The 21,830-nt window shown below is 62.7% G+C and carries 8 protein-coding genes; all 8 read left to right on the top strand.

From position 1 onward, the window contains the following. Positions 1 to 2: 2 nt before the first annotated feature. Positions 3 to 758, top strand: a complete 756-nt coding sequence (locus RTI28_RS23075; RefSeq protein ID WP_316922599.1) for a quinoprotein dehydrogenase-associated SoxYZ-like carrier — start codon at positions 3 to 5, stop codon at positions 756 to 758. Positions 759 to 766: 8 nt separating this feature from the next. Next, positions 767 to 1,693 (top strand): quinoprotein relay system zinc metallohydrolase 1, encoded by a 927-nt coding sequence (locus RTI28_RS23070; RefSeq protein WP_316922598.1) that lies wholly within the window; start codon positions 767 to 769, stop codon positions 1,691 to 1,693. A 234-nt stretch (positions 1,694 to 1,927) separates the two neighbouring features. Then, positions 1,928 to 4,351 (top strand): efflux RND transporter permease subunit, encoded by a 2,424-nt coding sequence (locus RTI28_RS23065; protein ID WP_316922597.1) that lies wholly within the window; start codon positions 1,928 to 1,930, stop codon positions 4,349 to 4,351. A gap of 147 nt (positions 4,352 to 4,498) precedes the next feature. After that, positions 4,499 to 5,734 (top strand): helix-turn-helix transcriptional regulator, encoded by a 1,236-nt coding sequence (locus RTI28_RS23060; RefSeq protein ID WP_316922596.1) that lies wholly within the window; start codon positions 4,499 to 4,501, stop codon positions 5,732 to 5,734. A 179-nt stretch (positions 5,735 to 5,913) separates the two neighbouring features. After that, positions 5,914 to 6,681: an SDR family oxidoreductase gene (locus tag RTI28_RS23055; RefSeq protein ID WP_316922595.1), complete on the top strand. Its 768-nt coding sequence runs from the start codon at positions 5,914 to 5,916 to the stop codon at positions 6,679 to 6,681. 9 nt (positions 6,682 to 6,690) lie between these two features. Further along, positions 6,691 to 7,527 carry an SDR family oxidoreductase gene (locus tag RTI28_RS23050; RefSeq protein WP_316922594.1) on the top strand — a complete coding sequence of 279 codons (837 nt, stop codon included), beginning with the start codon at positions 6,691 to 6,693 and terminating at the stop codon, positions 7,525 to 7,527. 124 nt (positions 7,528 to 7,651) lie between these two features. Continuing rightward, positions 7,652 to 14,602 (top strand): RHS repeat-associated core domain-containing protein, encoded by a 6,951-nt coding sequence (locus RTI28_RS23045; protein WP_316922593.1) that lies wholly within the window; start codon positions 7,652 to 7,654, stop codon positions 14,600 to 14,602. 168 nt (positions 14,603 to 14,770) lie between these two features. Next, complete coding sequence (locus tag RTI28_RS23040; protein WP_316922592.1) at positions 14,771 to 21,808, top strand: RHS repeat-associated core domain-containing protein; 7,038 nt, start codon at positions 14,771 to 14,773, stop codon at positions 21,806 to 21,808. The last annotated feature ends 22 nt before the right edge of the window (positions 21,809 to 21,830 follow it).

The raw sequence follows: 21,830 nt of genomic DNA, 5'->3' as shown, positions 1-21,830 counted from the left end.
CCATGGGCCGGGTGCCGCTGTTGCTGATGACGCTGTGGCTTGGCGCCCCGGCATACGCCCTGGAACCGGGCCCCGACCCGGTGCCCTCGGTGATGTGGGAGTTCTACCGTAAACAATGGATTGGCGACGAGCCGTACCGCTTCGATCAGCGGGTCAAGGTCGTCGCGCCGCCGTTCGCCGAGGACGCCCGGCAGGTGCCGCTGCAGGTGGATGCCCGGGAGTTGCCGGGCAAGGTCAGGCGCATGCTGGTCTGGGCCGAGCTCAACCCGCTGCCGCGGATCGTCGACTTCACCCCGGGGCCCGAGGTCCTGCCGTGGCTGGCGGTGCGCATCCGCATCGAGCAGGCCACCCCGCTGCGCGCCGCCGTGCAGACCGAAGACGGTGTCTGGCATGTCGGCTCGACCCTGATCGATGCCGCCGGCGGTGGCTGTACCGCGCCCAGTGTGGTGCGCAGTGAGCCGGGGTGGGAGCAGCGGCTGGGCCAGGTGCTCGGTGGACGCTACCCGCGCGAGGACTACAGCCGCCTGCGCCTGTCGGTCTCGCACCCCATGGATAACGGCCTGCTGGCCGGGATTCCGGAATTCTTCATCGAGCACGCCGAACTGTTCGACGCCCAGGGCCAGTCCCTGGCGACCCTGGAACTGTTCCCGGCCGTGAGCGAGAACCCCAGCCTGTCGTTCGACCTGCGCCGCCCGGGCCCGGTACGCCTGAGCCTGCGCGACAACAACGGCAATGCCTTCGACGCCGCCATCGAATGAGGTCCCGGATGCGTGCTTTGCTGTGCCTGTTGAGTCTTGTCAGCCTGCCGAGCCTGGCCGAGCTGGACTACCACCTGCAGCCGCGCCAGGTGGCGGCCGACACCTGGGTGCTGGAAGGCAGCACCGAGAATTTCTCCCGGGACAACGGGGGCAATATCGTCAATACCGGGTTCATCGTCAGCGAGGACGGCGTCGTGGTGATCGACAGCGGTCCTTCGCTGCGCTACGGCCAGGCCCTGCGCCAGGCCATCGCCACGGTCACCGACAAGCCGGTGGTGCAGGTGCTGATCACTCACCATCACCCGGACCATGCCCTGGGCAACCAGGCCTTCGCCGACGTACCGATCGCAGCCTTGCCGGGGACCCGGGAGCAACTGGCGAAGGAGGGTGATGCCCTGGCGGAGAACCTGTACCGCATGGTCGGCGACTGGATGCGCGGGACCCAGGTGCGCTTGCCGGAGCAGACTGCGCAGCCGGGGCTGAAGACCTTCGGCTCGCATCCGTTGCGCCTGCTGGCGTTCAGCGGGCACAGCGGCGCGGACCTGGCGGTGCTGGACGAGAAGAGCGGCGTATTGTTCGCCGGCGACCTGCTGTTCTACCAGCGCGCCCTGACCACGCCGCACAGCCCCGGGCTGGCGCAGTGGGTGGATGACCTGCAGCAGTTGCAGGCGCTGCCATGGAAAGTGCTGGTGCCGGGGCACGGTCCGGTGAGCAGCGACCGCGGGCCGTTCGATCAGATGGTGGATTACCTCGGCTGGCTGGACGATCTGCTGCGCGACAGCGCGGCCAACGGGCTGGACATGAACGAGGTGATCGCCACGCCTGTCCCTGAGCGGTTCGCCTCGGTCAACCTGAGCAAGTACGAGCTGATCCGCAGCGTGACCCATCTGTATCCGCGCTATGAGCAGGCAGCGATGGCGCGGGTCGAGCAATGATCATTACGGATCGCGCACCCTCGTAGGAGCGAGGCTTGCCCGCGAAGGACCGCGGAGCGGTCCCCGATAACACCGTAATGGGGACCGCTCCGCGGTCCTTCGCGGTGGTTCGTCACACGACAAGCCTCGCTCCTACGGGGCAGACGCAGGCCTCTTGCCACCTAACCCATTTGGACGATGCCCCCAACCCCCTCCAGCCCGACTATCCGGTCAAAGGCCAACGAGAGACGGGTGATGAATCAGGTCAAACAATGGGTGGCGCACTGCGTCGAGGTGATCGCGGACTGGCTGATGGCCTGGCGCAAGGGGCTGCTGGCGCTGTTCGTGCTGCTCAGCCTGGGACTGGGCTACAGCGCCCTCAATACGCAGCTGGACCCGGGCTTCAACAAGCAGATCCCGGTGCGCCATGCCTACATGGTCAACTTCCTCAAGTTCAGCCAGTACTTCACCGGCGCCAACCGCTTCCTGGTCAGCGTGCGCTGGAAAGGCGAGGGCGATATCTACAACCCGCAATTCCTCGAGACCCTGCGCAAGGTCACCGACGATGTGTTCTTCATCTCCGGGGTCAGCCGGCCCAGCGTGACCTCGCTGTTCACCGCCAACGTGCGCTACATCGAGATCACCGAGGAAGGCTTCTTCGGTGACGTTGTGGTGCCGCCACGCTTCAGCGGCACCCCCGAGGACCTGGCACAGGTGCGCAGCAACGCCGCCGCCTCCGGCCAGGTCGGCCGGCTGATCGCCAACGACCTGAAGTCCGCCATGGTCCGCGCCGACCTGCAGGACCTCGACCCGCGCAGCGGCAAGCCGGTGGACTACGCGCAGATCGCACAGCGCCTGGAAGAGGTGCGGCAGAAGTATTCCAGCGAGCAGATCGAGATCAATATCGTCGGCTTCGCCAAGCTGGTCGGCGATGTGGTGGAAGGCCTGACCACGGTGATCGGCTTCTTCGCCATCGCCTTCGTCATCACCGGCCTGCTGCTGTGGCTGTACTCGCGCTCGCTGCGCCTGACCGTGGTGGCGCTGCTGGTGGCGCTGCTGCCGGTGGTCTGGCTGCTTGGCCTGCTGCCACTGCTGGGCCTGGGCATCGACCCGATGTCGATCCTGGTGCCGTTCCTGATCTTCTCCATCGGCGTGTCCCACGCGGTGCAGATGACCAATGCCTGGAAGCAGGACGTGGTGGCCGGCGCCACCTCGCTGCAGGCGGCGCGCACGGCGTTCTGCAAGATCTTCATCCCCGGCTCCCTGGCGCTGCTGATGAACGCCCTGGGCTTCGCCGTGATCATGCTTATCGACATTCCCATCGTCCACGAACTGGGGGTGACCGCCTGCATCGGTGTGATGCTGATGATCGTCACCAACAAGCTGATGCTGCCGATCATCATTTCCTGGCTGCCGCTGGAAAAGCGCCTGCTGCGCAAGGCGCAGGCCGACGCCAACAGCCGCCATGCCCTGTGGTGGCGCCTGTCGGCACTGGCCGAGCCGCGACCGGCGCTGGCGGTGTTCGCCCTGAGCCTGCTGCTGCTCGCCGCCGGTGCCTGGAAGGCCCGCGAGCTGGCGGTGGGCGATATCGGCGCCGGCGCTCCGGAGCTGCGCGCCGACTCGCGCTACAACCAGGACAACGCGCGGATCATCGGCAGCTACTCCATCGGTCTGGATGTGCTGGCGGTGTTCGTCCAGGCCCACAACGTCGAGGAGGGCTGCCTGAATCCGGAAGTCATGCGCGCCGTGGAAGGCTTCGATTTCCGCATGCGCGCCGTGCAGGGCGTGCAGTCGGTGCAGAGCGTGGCCGGCATGGGCAAGCGGGTGATCGCCGGCAACAACGAGGGCAACCCGCGCTGGGCGGCGATTCCCGGTTCGGCCCGTGGCCTCAGCCAGGGCGCCCGCGCTTACATGCCGGACGACGGCCTGGTCACCGACGGCTGCCAGCAGATGCAGATCCTGGTGTTCCTCGCCGACCACGAAGGCGCGACCATCAGCCATGTGCTCAACGAAGCCAGGCGGATCATTGCCGATGTCTCCACGGCCCATGTCGAATTCCTCCTGGCCGGTGGCAACGTCGGGGTGATGGCGGCCTCCAACGAGGCGGTCAAGCGCGCCGAAGTGATCATGCTCGCCGCGCTGTTCGGCTCGGTGGCGCTGTTCTGCTGGCTGACCTTCCTGTCCATGCGCGCCGTGCTGTGCATCCTGGTGCCGCTGGCGATCGTGGCGATCCTCTGCAACGCGCTGATGGCCATGCTCGGCATCGGCCTGAAAGTCGCGACCCTGCCGGTGATGGCCCTGGGCGTGGGGGTCGGGGTGGACTACGGGATCTACCTGTACGAGCGCATCCAGCACGAGATGGCCGCCGGTGCCGACTTGCGCGAGGCCTTCTACCAGGCCATGTGTCAACGGGGCACGGCGGCGGTGTTCACCGCCCTGACCATGTCCATCGGCGTCTGCACCTGGGCCTTCGCGCCGCTGAAGTTCCAGGCCGACATGGGCGTGCTGCTGTCGTTCATGTTCCTGGTCAACGTGCTTGGCGCCATTTTCCTCCTGCCGGCCCTGGCCGCCTGGTTCAATCGCGGGCGGCCGCTGGTGGCCCGCGAGGCGCATTCCATCGAGGTCCTGCGGGGCGAATTCCGGCCGAAACGACAGCCGGCCGCCCCCGTCGTCGAATAATAGGGGCGCGCCCTATTGTGGGCGCACCGCGAGACAGCGAGACTGTGGCGCGGCTCTCCTGGAGCCCCGCCTTGCAACACGTGCAGCAGCCGAACTCATAAAAACAACAAGGGGAGGCCACGGCCTGACCCGAGCGAGGAGAAGACTGTGGAGAATCCTGTACTCACCCAGGAAGGCCTGGACGCGCTGGGTCTCGACCTGGCCCATTACGATCGCCTGGTCAGCGAGGTCTACGACGGTGCCATCGATCCGCGGCGCATGGCCAAGGCCCTCACCAGTTTCCGCGATCTCTACGGCGCCAACTACGTCACCCTGATCCTGCGCGTGCCGGACCAGCCGGACATGGGCCTGATGATCATCGTCGGCGATATCGAAGGCGCCGGCGAAGTCAGCTACATGACCTACCCGCAGACCCAGACCCCCTTCACCAATCTTCCCCAGGACTACGTGTTCACCGTCGACGACGTGCTCAGCCCGGAGCAGTGGGAGCACTGTGCCTACTTCAAGATGTTCTGCGGTCCGCAGGACGTCTATCACGTAATGGGCGCGGACATCTCCACCCCGGATGGCGGCAAGCTGCGCCTGCGCATCACCCGGCCCAAGCGCGCGCCGGCATTCAGCCGGCATGATCGGGCCCTGTGCGCGATGTTCCTGCCGCACCTGCGCCGCGGCATGCAGGTGCACAACCTGCTGGACCGCAGCGAATCCCTCAGCGAGCTGTATTCCCAGGCGATCAGCCGGCTCTCGGTGGCGACCCTGATCCTCGATGAAAGCGGCAGCGTGCTGCGGGTCAACCCGGTGGCCCAGGACCTGCTGGCCCAGGCCGACGGCCTGAAGCTGGTGGGCGGGCGCCTGGAGGCGACCTATCCGAGCGACAACCGCGAACTGCAACGGCTGATCCGCGCCGCGTTCTCCCCGGACGCGCCGAAGAGCGCCGAGGCCATGTCGGTGACCCGGCCGTCCGGGCAGGTCAACCTGGGCCTGGTGGTGGAGCCGATTCCGTCGCTGGACTGGGCGGAAGAGAAGGGCAAGCCGGCGGCGCTGGTGTACATCCGCGATGCCGCGAGCAAGTCGCTGGCCAGCGAGCTGGTGACCAAGCAGTTGTTCAACCTGACCAAGGCCGAGACGGCGCTGGCCATGGAACTGGCCAACGGCTTGTCGCTGGAGGAGGCGGCGGAAGAGCTGAATATCCGTCGCAATACGGCGCGGGCGCACCTGCGTTCGATCTTCTCCAAGACCGGCGTGCGCCGGCAGACCGAGCTGGTGCGGATCCTCCTGAACAGCGTGGTGGCCCTGGGCAAGCCGAAGATGCCGCTGAAAGCGCCGGGAAAGGTCAAGGTGCCGCCGCCGCAGCTGGCGGTGCCGATGGCCAGGCGGGCGTAGTTTTTTAGTCTGGGTGGACGATGTTTTGATGGGTCGAGCCTTCGATGATGGGGCTGCTGCGCAGCCCTTCGCGGGCAAGCCACGCTCCTACAGAGTTATCGCGACCATTCTGTAGGAGCGTGGCTTGCCCGCGAAGGACCGCTGAAGCGGTCCCCGAACCCACCACGGAAAACAACAACATGCCCACCACCGCCATCACCGGCTCCGCCTCCGGCATCGGTGCCGCCGTCGCCAGCGCCCTGCGCGCCGCCGGCCACCGCATCATCGGCATCGACCGCAACAATGCCGAGATCACCGCCGACCTTTCCACCGCACAAGGCCGCGAACAGGCCATCGCCCAGGTCCTCGAACTCAGCGACGGCCGCCTCGACGGCCTGGTCTGCTGCGCCGGCGTCGGCGTCACCGCGCCGTCCTGCGGGCTGATCGTGGCGATCAACCATTTCGGCGTCAGCCAACTGCTCGCCGGCCTGGAACCCGCCCTGAGCAAGGGCAGCAACCCCGCCGCCGTGGTGATTGGCTCGGTCGCCGCGATCCGTCCCGGCGCCGACCAGGAAACCATGACCCAGGCCATGCTCGCCGACGACGAAGCCCGCGCCCGCGCCCTTGCCGACAGCCTCGCCGAACCGCAGATCGCCTACGCCTGCTCGAAATACGCCATCACCCATCATGCCCGGCGCCTGGCCTCGGCCTGGGGCCCCAAGGGCATCCGCCTCAATGTGGTCGCCCCGGGCGCCGTGGAAACCCCGCTGCACGATGCCTCGCGCAACGACCCGCGCTTCGGCCAGGCGGTGCGGGACTTCGTCGCGCCGCTGGGGCGCAACGGCCATCCCGAGGAAATCGCCACGCTGATCGCCTTCCTGCAGTCGGAACAGGCCGGCTTCATCCATGGCAGCGTGATGTACATCGACGGCGGTATGGACGCCATGGTGCGTCCCGGTCAGGTCTGAGGAGTCGCCATGAACAAGGTTGCCTTCATCACCGGCGCGAGCCGGGGTATCGGTCGCGCGGCGGCCCTGGCGTTCGCCCGCGCCGGTTTCGACGTGGCGATCAGCGCCCGCACCCTCGACGAGGGCGAGCAGCATCCGCATGCGTTGCGCGACGCCAGTGGCGCGCCGTTGCCCGGCAGTCTCAACGCCACCGCCGCAGCCATCCGCGGCCTTGGCCGCAAGGCACTGGTGGTGCCGATGGACCTGCTCGACAGTGCCTCGGCCCTGGCCGCGTGCAGGACGGTGCTCGCTGAGTTCGGTCGTATCGATGTGCTGATCAACAACGCCATCTACCAGGGCAGCGATCTCAACGCCGGCTTCATGGCGCTGCAGCCCGAGACGCTCGAGCGCATGTTCCAGGGCTATATCCTCACGCCGTTCCTGCTCACCCGGGCGGTGGCTGAAATCATGCTGGAGCAGGGCGGTGGGGTGGTGATCAACATCACCTCCGGCGCCGGTGAGAGCGATCCACCGGTGGCTGCGGAGAAAGGTGGCTGGGGCTATGCCTATGGCGCGGGCAAGGCGGCGGTGTCGCGGCTGTCCGGGATCGTCGCCACCGAACTGGGCGACGCCGGCATCCAGGCCTACACCCTCAACCCTGGTGTGGTCACCACCGACGCGCTCAAGGCGACCATCGGCGAGCAGGGTGTGATCGCCCTGCGCGCCGGCAGTGCCCCTCCCGAGGTACCGGCGGCGGTGATGCTCTGGCTGGCCACCGACGAACGTGCGCCGGCCTATCAGAAACGCACCATCGCCGCCCAGAGCCTGGCCCGGGAGATGGGCCTGTGGGCGCCGGCGCAGCGCTGAAGCACGCTTTGCAACGGCCCGCCACCTGATATTTCTGTCAGTTGTGCGGGTCGCCGCCGCTCTTTACCGTTCCCTGCGTAGCACCTTGCAAACCTGATGGTCTTTGCGGCGGAGGCGTGCACGTATGAAACGCAACTGGACGGATTTGGGCAAAGTCTGGTCGGGGCGCGACCTGGCCAAGGGCGAGCGGGTCACCATCAGCGTGTTCGACAAGGTCCTCAAGACCCTGGTCGAACAGACCACCTTCACCACCGACAAGGCAGAGCATCGACCCCAGTACGTGTGGGTCGCCGACTTCTGCCGGCACATCAACAGCCACCTGGCGCTGGTGCGCGCCGGGGTGGAGAACGATGCTGGCGACTGGGTCATCCTCGAAAGCGGCTACAAGAACCACTACTGGACCTACCAGGCGCGGGAGCTGCTGGTGGTGACCACAGTGCCGCGCAAGGACAACTGGGAAGACGGGAAGCAGATCAAGATCCACTCCGACAAAACCCTGGCCGCCGGCACCCGGATGCGGGTCAACGTGCGCAACGCCAACGGCCAGCTGCTGGAAACCCTGACCTTCACCCCGGACGCCAAGCGCCTCACGCCCGGCCTGTGGACCAAGGACCTGGCGACCCAGATCAATGCCACCAGCCTGTACGTACGCGCGGGCCGCTTGAACGAACAGACCATCGAACCCTATGCCGAGAAGGCCTCGAACTTCATCTGGACGCCGTTCAATGGTGATTTCCTGGTGGACTGGTGGTTCGACGAGCCCAAGGATGCCGGCAAGATCGAAGCCGACCGCGATGCCGTGGCCGGCGAGCAGGTGTCGCTGTTGGTCTTCGACAGCATTGCCGAGCGCCTGCTCGACCGCATCACCCTGAGCGCCAAGGCCGGGCGCCTGGGCAAGGCGCAGTGGCCGGCGGACCTGGCCAAGCAGGTCAATGCCTCTTCGGCCCATGTCAGGATCACCGACAACACGATCCAGCACCGCCAGGGCGAACTGCGCACTTTCACCACCGCGCTGCACCTGGACAACTGGCTGCAGGGCGACACCATCGAGGCCAAGGCCGACCTCACGGCGGCGGAGCGCATCGTGGTCACCGTGGCCACGGCAGGCAGGGGCAATTTCTGCGAGGCGCTGACCTTCACCCCGGACCCGGCGCGGCTGAAGGCGGTGCAGTGGGCCAAGGACCTGGCGGGGTACATCAACAGCTCCAGTCGCTACCTCAAGGCCGGGGTCAAGGACACCACGAAGAAAACCATCGTGGCGCAGGAGAACGCCAAGACCAATCTCATCTGGCTGCCCAAGGACTCGGCGCTGAAGGTCAGCTGGGAGAAGACCACGCTGAGGGAGGTGGGCTACCTCTCCCTGGAGCGCGACCTGCGGGTCAACGAGGGCTGCCGGGTCTACGTACTGGACGATGCCACCGACGAGATCCTGCGGGACATCACCTTCACCCCCAGTGACAAGCGCAACGGACGCTACCTCGCGGCCAAGGACCTGGCGACCCGCATCAACGGCCAGACGCAACTGATCGCGGCGGGGGAGAAGACCGCCAACGAGCAGCCCAAGCCCATCGACAGCGGCTATCGCAACGTGCTGTGGGGCTGCGCGAAGGATGTGCGTGCCTTCAGCACCTTGCTGAGCCTGAAGAACTTCGACAAGGGCAAGGTCATCGGCGGGCGCGACCTGGTCGAGGACGAGCAGGTGATCGTGCTGGTCAAGGGCGAGAAGAGCGGGCGGATCTTCGAAGCCCTGTCCTTCATTCCCAATCCAGGACGCTATGGCCGCTCGCTGTGGCCCAAGGACCTGGCGGCGCGGATCAATGCCGAGAGCCGCTTCATCCGGGCGGGGCAGGAGAACGCCAAGCTGTTCCTGATGGAGCCGGCGTCGGGCTGGGAGGTGAATGCGTTCTGGATTCCGAAGCAGTCGGGGCTGGTGGTGGAGATGATCATTCTTTCCGGCATTCCGCTGGTGTGGCCGGGGATGACCAGCGAGGCGAAGCAGTTGTTCGACCAGTATGCCGAGGCGCGTCGGCATATCACTGTCGATGCAAAAACGGGACAGCCGAGCTTGCAGATTCCGCTGGCGGATTTGTATGCGGATGACAGTTTCAAGGATCCGTTGAAAGTATGTCTGGCCTACAGTGCAGAACAGGGAGTGCATATCCGGCTGGGCGGGCTGGGCAAAAACTTTCCGAGGAAGCAGGATGCTACAAATGGTGAGTTTCTCTTTGTTTTAAGAGATGGTCGCTCCACACCAGTCAATATGAAGACGGAAATAAATGGAGGGGATTTTAAAGTTGGGCTCGTTTTTGAGCCTGCTCTGCTACAAGGATCTGTTGTTCCGAGCAAATTCAAAAACGTCCCTACAAAATTCACGGTGACCTACAAGGATGGGGGAGTTGATACTTTCTTGACCCCCTCGTTCGACAAGGATAGTCAGCAGGTCAAACTTTCCAGCTATGCAGTCTCCTCTGGAAAAAGTCTTGTGGTCTCTTACGCAGAAGGGAGGGTCAAGAAGATCTCGCGAGACGGGGTCGCGGTGCTCGAGGTGGAAAACATTGATGATGATTCTGAAGAGGTTGGGGGCTTCAAGGTCGTATTGTTTCCAAATTGCGAAAAGGAAAAGCTGACGTGGAAGTTTAAACAAAAAGAGGAAGTCGATTCGCGAACTGTTTTTGAAGTGGATGGCTTCGCAGCCGCTGGAAAAACCTGCTACAGCGTCGTTCATGACAGCGATGGGAAACTGATATCCATCGATGTCGAGAAAAGGTATTCATTCGCTGTCGACAAGAAGACGGAAACTGACAAATCGCTCTATCAGGAAACGCTGGAATATACCTTGGACGGTAAAGTCAATCGTCATGTCATTGCGCCTGGTGGTGGCATGGACGAGTTGATCCACGACTACGACTACACCACCGACGTCACCCGTCTCACGGGCTACTTCAAGGCGAGCAACCCCAGAACAGCATTCGTGCGCTGCTACCGTTTTTCCGGTGAGCAATCATTCCTCGAGGAATATGGTAGCGACGCGGTGCCGATCTGCACCAAACGCAGCCACAGTCTCGACAAGAGCAAGAAGCAACTGGCATCGCAAGCCAAGGTCTGGGAGGGCGATGTCGTCGTTGACGAAACCGGCCTGGTCGTCGATGCAATCGGTAATCCGGTCAGCCGAAGGGAAAACCACCGCACCACGTATTACACCTACTACAACAACTACCAGCAGTTCCGCGTTACGGAGAAAGAAACCCGCGTCGAGGACTGGAGCCTGTTCGGCTGCCTGTTCAAGGGCCTCGACTACATCAACCCGGTGGGCGTCGGCTTCGCCATCGGCGGCTCCGGCGGCATGACCTGGGGCACCCGTATCGACTCCACCGTGGAGATGCTGCCGGCCAGCAACGACTATGCGCAAAAGGCCTTCCACCTGCCGCTGGCTATCGGCCATTCCGGCAGCGACAGACCGTTCTGCGGTGACGTGGAGTCCGAGCTGGTCTGCCAGAAGGTCAATGGCAAGGAACAGGCCCAGCGCTTGACGTTCTATGGCTACGGCAAGGTCGACGGACGCATCCGGCAGACGAAGAAGCTGACCATCCTGCAACCCGACTGCAGCAAGGTCGATGTCGCCACCGAGCAACTGGTGGTCGCCACCGCAGCGGCGAAGCCCTTCATCGACAGCCTGAAGAAACAGATCGCCGGCGCCAGCGGCGAGGCCAAGAAATCCTACGAGCAGGTCCTGGCCGATCTGAACAAGAGCCTCAAGGCGCAGAGCGAAGCCAATCGCGAAGGCTACCGGCTGAACAGCTGGAATGCCGCGTCCATGTACCTGGAGACCTTCGAATACCACACCGATGCGAAGCAGCCCGGCTATGGCATGGTCAAGTCGGTCAAGACCGCGCTGGTACTGGCCGATGGCGAGGTACGCGAGAGCCAGGCCAGGACGACCAGTTTCGCCTACACCTGCGACAAGGACGACAGCAACCGCCTGACCATCACCACCACCGTTTCGCAAAAGGACCAGACCGACATCGTTTCCAGCCAGACCCGTTCGCGCAATACCGGGCGCCTGCTGGAAAGCGTCGACAGCGAGCAGGTCCGGACGGTCTATACCTACGATCCCCAGGGCAACCTGATGAGCGAGACGGTGAGCAAGGACGGCAAGGAACTGCACAAGACCAGCCACACCCTGGTGCGCCAGCTTGTCGGCCAGTACGACCGGGTCGAGGACGGCGGGACCACGCGGATCGAGAAGGACGTGCTCGGTCGCCAGCAGGCACTGTGGCTCAAGCCGCCTGGCGCCACGGCCTTCGTCCAGGCGCAGACCTGGACCTACGACGCCATCGGCCGGCTCGCCAGCAGCGTCGAGAGCGACTATGGCAAGGACAACAAGAAGGTCGCCCAGCGCCACACCACCTGGACCTACGACGAAACGAGCGGAAGGATCGATATCGGCCTCGTGCTCAGGGACGGGGCCGGCAAGGAGCTGAAGAGAACCACGCAAACCCGCACCCCGGCGGTCAAGGGCGAGCGTTTCAGCCAGGGCAAGTTCAGCCTGGACCGGCAATACAACACCAGCAAGGGCACCTTCACCGAGCATCACGCGATGTCGGGTGGCACGGCCTGCAAGATCGAGCGCGGGCTGTCCGCCGAGGGGCTGATGAAGTGGATCCGCTACCTGAAGATCGACAAGGCCGGCAAGGAAAGCGAGCACGACCGAATCGACTTCACCTACAACGCACACGCGGAACTGAGCAAAATCACGCCCAAGCTGGGCGCCGCGTCGTCCTTCGTCTATGACCACAGCGGCCGTCTGCTCACCAGCAGCCGCGACGGCATCACGCTGCACAACAGCTATCATCCCGACACCCTGGCCGCGGTTTCGGGCGAGAGCCACATCAGCACCGACGCCGGCAAGCAATCTCTTGGCACGCAGTCGGAAGACCTGCTTGGCCGAGTCACCAATCGCAAGGTCAACGGCCACGACAGCGGATTCACCTACACCGGCAGTTCCAGGCTGGCCACGCTGACGAGTCCCGGTACCGCCCCGACGGCGCTGGACGGCTGTACCGCGAGTCTGGACAAGACCACCCGCACCCATGTCCAGAGCGTCAAGGACGGCAAGGAGACCCGCACCTCGACCCTGGAGTTCAGCACGGCAGGGCGGGTGCTGAGCTTCACCGACCTGACTGGTGCGATCACCCGTTACGAATATGATTTCTTCAACCGCGTCATCCGTTCCAGCAGCGAGCATTGCGAGGCCGAGTTCAGCTATGCCGACAACGGCCTGCTGAGCAGCGAAAGCATCAAGTCGGTGAAGGCCGGCCTGACCATGAAGGTGGCCTACGTCTACGACGAGTTCGGCCAGGAAACCCGGCGTACCTTCACCTGCGCCGGCGTCGATACGCTGAGCCTGGAACGTACCCTGCTGGCCGATGGACGACTGGCCCGCAGTACCCTGAAGAAGGCCGACAAGGAGGTACATGCCGACAGCTACGAGTACGACAACTCGTTGCGCCTGAGCAAGTGGACGGCCTCGGGCAGCAAGTCCGACACCTTCAGTCACGACGCTCTGGGCGATATCACCGCCGGCGGCGGTCGCTGGTTCTACTACCACGAGAGCAAGCCTGGCCAGGTGAGTCTGGTCAACGAGCGCAAGGCCGGGCAGTCGCGCCCGGACGATGGCAGCGGCACGGAGCGAAGCCACGACGCCGTCGGCCGCCTGACCATCGATGGCGAGCGCAGGCTGGCTTATCACGGCAACGGCCAGGTCAGCACCTTCTCTACGGACGGAGACAAGTCCAAATACAGCTTCACCTACGACGCAGAAGGGCGGGTGCGTGGCGGAACCCTCGGCAAGAAGAGCGACACCTACCACTACCGTGGCGAGTGCGTGTATGCCCTGGTGCAGAGCGACGGCGACAAGAGCGACGGCTTCGCCAAGCGCACCCTGGTGCTGCGCAACGACAGCCGCGCCTGCCTGCTGCAGGACGCCATCACCGACGACAAGGACAGCCGCTCCTTCGAACTGCGCGATGCCAATGGCACGCTGTTCGCCAGCATCGACCTGGGCAGCAAGGCCATCACCCTGTTTCGCTACGAGCCCTACGGCAAGCGCTATGCGGGCAGCAAGGCGCAGACCTGGCTGGGCTTCAAGGGCGAGCCGCTGAACCGCGTGGGGCTGTATCACCTGGGCAACGGCTATCGCCTCTACGACCCGGACTGGGGACGCTTCCTCTCCCCGGACAGCTGGAGTCCGTTTGGGGCCGGCGGGGCCGCGGCCTACGTGTTCGGCAATGCCGACCCGGTCAATCACCACGACCCCAGCGGCCACCAGGTCATCGCGCAATATTCGCGCTGGAGCAATGCCCCGGTGATCCACAGCACGGCGTTCCGCATCGCGGTGGGGGCGCTGGGCGTGCTGATCGCTCCGTTCACCGCCGGGATGTCGGCCTTGCTGGCCATCGCCACCACGGCGCTTTCGGCAATATCCTTCGCCTTCGACATGGCCGCGCTGATCATTTCCGAGAGCGATCCGCAGCTGTCCCGCACCCTGGAGGCCTGGGGGCAGGTGTTCGGCATCATGAGCGCGGCGGCCGGCGCTGCCATGACCCTGCACGGGATCAAGGGCATACCGCGCAATATGTTCCGTGTCCGCGGCGGGCCTCCGGTGCGCACGCCGGTCAAGTGGATCAAGACCCCCAACGAACTGCGCCTGGCCCAGCAGGCTCGGGCCAAGGCGTTGTCCGATCTGGTCGAGGCGTCGAACAAGGCCAAGGCGGCGGGCACCTACGAGGCCTTCAAGGCCGCCAACCTGCATCCCGAAGGCAGTGTTGCCGGTAGCGTCGATGCGGGTAGCACCGTCGGCACGTCCTTCACGCAACGCATCGGCAACACGACGAAGAGCCTGTTCACCGGCACCATTAGCCAGGTCGACGACTCGATGTGGGATTTCCTCGGCTTCACCCTGGATCTTCATACCGGACCGAACACGCTGGTGCAGAAGTTCCGGCCCGCTACGACGACCGAGACCGAGGGCATTGCGATCGTCGCCGCGCCGTTGCCGGAGCGGGCGAAGTTGTAGATCCCGGCAGGGGGCGGCAGTCACGGGCACCTGATATTTCTGTCAGTTGTGCGGACTGCCGCCGCTCTTTACCGTTGTTGACGTATCCACTCTCAACCATGCGGCTGTTGCGTCGACTCGACGATGCCAGTGTACCTCGTCGACCGATACGGCCGAAGGAGCGCACGGATGAAACGCAACTGGAAGGATTTGGGCGAAGTCTGGTCGGGGCGTGACCTGCTGGAAGGCGAACGGGTCACGGTGAGCGTGTTCGATAGGGAGCTGGAGGTGCTGCTCGAACAGATCAGCTTTCGTCCCGAGCGCGACGAACATCGGCCGCAGATGGTCTGGGTCGTGGACTTCTGCCGGCAGATCAATGACCGCTCGGCGCTGATTCGCGCCGGGATCGAGGATGACAGCGGCGAATGGGACATCCTCGAAAGCGGCTACCGCAACAAGTACTGGAACATCACCTCCCGCGACCTGGTGGTGCTGACCACGGTGCCGCGCAACAACAACTGGAATACTTCACGACGGGTGGCGATGCACTCCACCGAGAAGCTGACATTGGGCACGAGGCTGCGGATGAACGTGCGCACCAGCGCCGGGCATCTGCTGGAAACCGTGTCCTTCACCGCCTCGGACCCCAAGCGCCTGACCTCGGGCCTGTGGACCAAGGACTTCTGCATCCAGATCAACAACACAAGCCATTACGTGAGGGCCGGGCGCCAGAACAACCACACCCTGGAGCCTCACTGGGAAGACAACACGAACTGGATCTGGCTGCCGTGCAATGGTGAATTCCTCAAGGTCACCTGGTCGAAGGACACCCTCAGTGATGCGGGCAAGATCGAAGCGGACCGCGATGCGCTGGACGGCGAGCGCATCTCGTTCTTCGCCTTCGACGATATCGCCGACAAGCCCTTGGACCGTATCACCCTGACCGCCAGCGCCAGCAAGAAACGCCTGGGCAAGGCCCAGTGGCCCGCAGACCTGGCCAGGCAGATCAATGCCTCGTCGGGGCATGCGGGGGCGGGCGTGCGTTCGGGGACCACCTTCACCCCTAAGGACAGCGCCAGCGAGAACGTCATCAGCCATCGCTACGCCGAGTTGCGCACCTTCACCACGGCCCTGCACCTGGACAACTGGGAGGAGGGCAAAACGCTCACCGCGCGCTACGACCTGCTGGCCAAGTGGCGGATGACGGTCACCGTATCGACCAGTGACAAGGGCAATTTCTGCGAGGCCCTGACCTTCGCCCCCGACCCGGCGCGACTCAAGGCGGCGCAGTGGGCCAAGGATCTGGCAGCCTATATCAACCAGCACAGTCTCTACCTCAAGGTGGGTGTCAAGGATACCGCGAAGAAGACCATCGTCCCCCAGGAGACGGCGGATACCAACGTGATCTGGGTGCCCAAGGGCTCTAAATTGAGCGTGACCTACAAGATGCATGCACCGACCAGGCTGGTTTCGCTGAAGATGCAGCGCGACATGAAGGAGGGCGAGGCCTGCAGGGTCTATGTGCTGGACGACACCACGGAGGACATCCTGCGCGACATCGGCTTCGTCCCGGCCAGCAAGAGAAACGGCAGCAACCTCGGTCCCAAGGACCTGGCACTGCGCATCAATGCCCAGACGCAACTGGTAGCGGCCGGGTACACGAGCGGTGATGCCCCGCCTGACCCGACCTGGGACAAGGAAAACGAGATCCATGCCTGTCACAAGAATGTGCGTGCGTTCACGACACTGCTGACCTTGGCCAATTGGGACAAGGATGTGCAGTTGGGCAAGCGCGACCTGAAGGTCAACGAGCAGGTGATCGTGCGGGTGCGGGGCAGCAAGAGCGGACGTATTTTCGAAAGCATGGTTTTCTGGCCCACGGCGGGGCGTTATGGCCTGCAGTCATGGACCCAGGACTTGGCGAAGGAAATCAATGCACGCAGCAAGTTCATCCGGGCTGGAGAAGAAAAGCCGGAGCTGTTCCTCATGGAGCCGGCGTTCAGCATGGATGGCAACCATCTGTGGACGCCCAAGGGGTCGGGGCTGAAGGTGGAGCTGGAGATCATTTCAGGGATCGCCCAGGTGCTGCCGGGGATGACCAGCGAGGCCAGGCAGCTGTTCGACCAGTATGCCGAGGCGCGCAGGCTTATTACCGTGGATGCGCGGACGGGGTTGCCGACGTTGCAGATTCCGGTGGCGGAGTTGTTTGCGGATGATGGCTTGAGTGACTCATTGAAGTTGAGCCTGGCGTATGACGAAGGGATTTACCTGAAACTGGGGAATACCAGTCAAAGATTCGCGCTGCCCAAAGGTTGGGGCACCAGCGAATATATATTGATGTTGCGAGATGGCAGAAAGGTCAAAGCCGATCTGGGCATGTCCGAGAGCATCAATGGGGGAGATTTCACGATTTCCAGCCTTACGGAAAGCTATGGACCTTCAATAATGGTGGTTGGATTCACCGTGAGGTACAAGGATGGCTGTTCTGACTCATTCATGATCGAGTCTCATGACCATAAAGGTGCGAGGGTGAATCTGGTGAAATACCAGTTGCCATCCGGAAACTGCCTAGATCTTGTTTATGATGGTTATTGTTTGAAGGCCATTAATAAGGGGGCGCAGACACTTGTTAAAGTTGAATGGTTCCATGGTTCAATTGTAACGATGGACAGTGGGGACAAAATGACGGATTCCAGTTGGAATCCGGTAATGCTGAAATCCATTGTTGTCTTTCCGGAAAGCACAACTGAAAAAAGAACATGGAGCTTCACGCAGAAGTCCACCAAGGATGTGACGACAAAATTCGAGGTCAGTGGCTTCGCAACCGCAGGCAAGACCTGTTACCTCGTCAGTGAGGACAGCACCCGCAAGCTGACGGCCGTCGAAGTCGAGCGCCAGCACGCCGTCACTACAGGCAAGGCCACGACGCTCGATAAAGCCCTTTACAAGGAAACCCTGCAGTATGCGAGCGACGGCAGGGTCAAGCGCCATGACATCTGCCCAGGCGCGGGTGTCGACGACCTTGTGCACGAATGGACCTATGCCAATGACGTCTCCCGGTTGACCGGATATTTCCGCACCCTGGCACCGCGTACCGCTTTCGAGCGCTACCATCGCTTCGACGGGCAGCATTCCAGCCTGGAGGACTACGGCAGCAGCAAGGTGCCGATCTGCCGCAAGCTCAGCCATGACTTCGATGAAAAGAACAAGTGCCTGGTATCCCGAACCAAGGTCTGGGAAGGCGATGTCCTGGTCGAAGACCAGAGCATGAGCATCGACGGTATCGGCAACCCGATCAGTCGTAGCGACAATGGCGAAAACCGCTATTACACCTACTACAACAACTACCAGCAGTTCGAGGTCACGGAAATCAAGGAGAAGGTGCAGGACAGGGGGTTGTTCGGCATCTTGTTCGGCTCTTTCGACTATCTCAATCCAGTTGGTTGGGGTTTTCTGGCCAGTGGTTCTGGCGGCATGACCTGGGGCACCTATATCAAGACCACTGTAAACATGGTGCCGGCCAAGAACGACTATGCGAAGAAAGCCTTCAAACTGCCGGTGGACATTGTCCACTGCGGCAGTGATGGCACGTTTTCCGGTGATGTCGAATCGGAACTTGTGACGCGCAAGGTCAATGGTGCGGAATACGCCCAGCGGCTGACCTACTTCGGTTATGCCATGGTCAACGAGCGCGTCCGGGTGACGAAGAAACTCACGGTCCTGCAGCCGGACTCGATCAAGGTCGATGTGGAAAAGGAGCAGATGGAGACCGCCAAGGCCGCTGCCAAGGCCTTCCTGGAGAGCCTGGACAAGCAGGCCGCAGGGGCTTCCGGCGATGAAAAGAAAGGCTACGAGCAGACCAAGGCGGCCTTGCTGAAGAGCCTCACGGCACAGAGCCGGGAAAACAAGGAAGGCTACAGGCTCAATACCTGGAAAGCCGCCTCGATGTCCGTGGAAACCTTCGAGTACCACACCGATGCCACCAAGCCGGGCTTCGGCACGGTCAAGTCGATCAAGACCGAGCTGCTATCCGAGGATGGCAAGATCGTCGCCAACTCGGCCAGGACCACCACGTTCGGCTACACCCAGGATGCTTCCGATGCCAGCCGCCTGGTCATCAAGGCGACCGTCTCCCGTACCGGCGAGACCGATGTCGTCTCCAGCCAGACCCGCTCGCGGTTGACCGGCAGGCTCTATGAAAGCGTCGACAGCGAGGGCATAAAGACCATCTATACCTATGACCCCGAAGGCAACCTGGCCAGCGAGACGGTGAGCAAGGGCGGTACCGAACAGCGCAAGACCACGTATGCGTTACTGGCCAAGCTGGAATCGCAGTTCGACCTGGTCGAAGGCGGGGCCACCTCCCGGCTGGTCAAGGATGTGCACGGGCGCCGGAAAACACTGTTGCTCAAGCCCTCCGGCGCGACCAGTTTCCTGGAGGTCCAGCGCTGGGAATATGACAAGGTCGGGCGCACGAGCAAGAGCGTCGAGACGGACTATGGAAAGGACAACAAGAAGGTCTCGGAGCGCCACGTCAGCTGGTCCTACGACGAGCTGAACGGCAAGGTCTCGATCAGCAATGTGCTCAAGGACGGCGCCGGCAAGGAGTTGAAGAAGACGTCCCAGACGCTTTCCCCGAATGTCCGCGGTGAAACCTTCACCCAGGGTACGTTCAGCGTGGACCGGCAATTCAACCCCAACCGCAAGTGCGTCATCGAGCACTACAGGAACGGCTCGGGCAACAGTTGCAAGATCGAGCGCTCGGTTGCTGATGACGGACTGCTGCAATCGGTTCGCTACTTGATGGTTGACAAATCCGGCAAGGAAACCGAGCACGACAAGATCAGCTACGAGTACGACAGCTATGGGCAGTTGAGCAAGGCCAGTCCAACGTTGGGCGCAGCTTCTTCATTGACCTACGATAGCGCCGGGCGGCTGCTCAGGACCCGCCGTGACAACGTCGACCTTAGCAATATCTACCCTGCGGTCAGCCTCGCACCGGTGGCAAGCGAGAGCCGCGTCAGCAGTGGCGATGTCACCCATACCCTGGGAACGCAGAGCGTCGACATGCTGGGACGAGTTGTCAGCCAGCGCATAGGCGAGTCAACCATCGTATTCAGCTACGAAGGCGGGTCGACGGTGTCGGCGCTGAAAACCCCAGGAACAAGGCCAACCACACTGACCGGTTGCAGCAGTAAGGTCGACGGGAACACCCATACCCAAGTCGTGACCATGGGCAAGGTGGAACAAGCTTCGGTGCTGGATTTCAGTACCAGCGGACGCCTGTTGTCGTTTACCGACTTGACTGGTGCGACGACAAAGTATGAATACGACTTCTTCAATCGGGTAACACGCTCCGTTAACGAGCATTGTGAGTGCACTTTCACTTACGCCGACAATGGCTTGCTCATGAGCGAAGTAATCAAGGCAGTAAAAGCGACCAGCATGACCATGAAGGTCGCCTACAGCTACGATGAATTGGGTCAGGAAACAAGCCGAACCTTTGCTTGTGAGGGTGTCGATACATTGACTCTCGAGCGAACTCTGCTCACTGATGGAAGACTGGCCGGCACAACGCTGAAAGCCGCAAAAAAGGAGAAAGCGAAGGTTACAGAGACGGACGTATTCGTTGAAATCTACGCGTATGACGATTCGAGGCGTTTGAGCGCGGCGGCTAGCGGGGACTCGGGGGAATACCTGTATCGATATGACGCCTTGGGCAATCTGCTCAGAGCGGGCTATCACTCGTTCTTCTATCACGATACGAATGTTGAGCAGGTCCGTCATGCGAAGGAATTTTTACTGGTCGACAAGGGGACCGTCACTACCACTCATGACGATCATGGTCGCCTGACAAGTAGCACGGGACGGAAACTGAGCTACCACGGCAATGGCCAACTCAAGACCTGGTCGAATGAAGACGACTCCATCATCTACACCTTCAACTACGACGCCGAAGGGCGGATGCGTGGTGGTACGCTCGGCAAGAAGACCGATACCTACCACTATCGTGGCAACTGCGTCTATGCGCTGGTCCAGAGCGATGGAGACAAGAGCGAGGGGTTCGGTAATCGCACCCTCGTACTACGCAACGAGAGCAGGGCGTGTCTTTACCAGGACGCCATCGTCGACACAGATGGCAAGAACAACAGCCGGTCTTTCGAATTGCGGGATGCCAGCGGTACGGTATTCGCGAGCATTGATCTTACAACCAAGACAATTACCTACTTCCGCTATACCGCGTACGGCAAACGACTCACCGGGACCAAGTCGCAAAACTGGCTGGGCTTCAAGGGTGAGCCGCTGCACCGTATGGGGTTCTACTATCTGGGCAACGGTTATCGACCATATGATCCCGAATGGGGACGCTTCCTCACGCGTGACAGCTGGAGCCCCTTCGGTGCCGGCGGCGCGGCGAGCTACGTGTTCTGCAGCGGTGACCCGGTCAACAACCACGACCCCAGCGGCCACCAGCTCGTCGCCCAGTACGAGCGCTGGGGGACCATGCCTCTGGTCCAGACCACGGCCTTCCGTATCGTGGTGGGCGCCATCGGCGTAGTGCTGTCACCTTTTACTGCAGGAACCTCGGTCTTGCTGGCTATCGCTACCACGGCGCTGGCGGCTGTTTCATTCGCCTTCGACGTGGCCTCGATCATCGTTTCGGAAAGCGATCCGGAACTGGCCCGCACCCTGGAAACCTGGGGCCAGGTCTTTGCGATCGCCGGTGCGGCGGCGGGGCTCGCAATGACGCTGAATGGCATCAAGGGCATACCGAACAACATGTTGAAGATGCGCGGCGGCCTGCCCACCGCAACGCCGACCAAGCTGCTGAGAACGCCCGCCGAGCTGCGCCATGCCCAGCAGGTTCGCTCCAAGGCACTGTCCGGGCTGATCCGCGGTGCGGAAGAGGCCAAGGCCGCGGGCACCTACGATGTGTTCAAGGCGAAGTACTTCCACCCCGAAGTGACATCGGTGAATTCGGTGGTGCCTGCGGGTAGCAACGGAGTGCGGCTGACCCAGCGCGCTGGCAATACCGCGAAGAACCTGGTCACCGGGATCGTCACCCAGTTCGATGACTCGATGGCGGATGCGTTCGGGACCTTGCTGGACCTCCACGCTGGCCCGAACACCCTGGTGCAGAAATTCGTCGAGCCACATCCCGGCGCAACCACCATCGTCTCGATCGTCGCCGGCCCCATCGCCGGGCGGGAAAAGCTGTTCCCGTGACACCACGCCGCGAGGGCCCTCG

The sequence above is a fragment of the Pseudomonas sp. zfem002 genome, assembly GCF_032621685.1.
Lineage (GTDB): Bacteria > Pseudomonadota > Gammaproteobacteria > Pseudomonadales > Pseudomonadaceae > Aquipseudomonas > Aquipseudomonas japonica.
The sequence above is the reverse complement of the archived record's forward strand: the minus strand, read 5'-3'. Positions and strand labels throughout refer to the sequence as shown.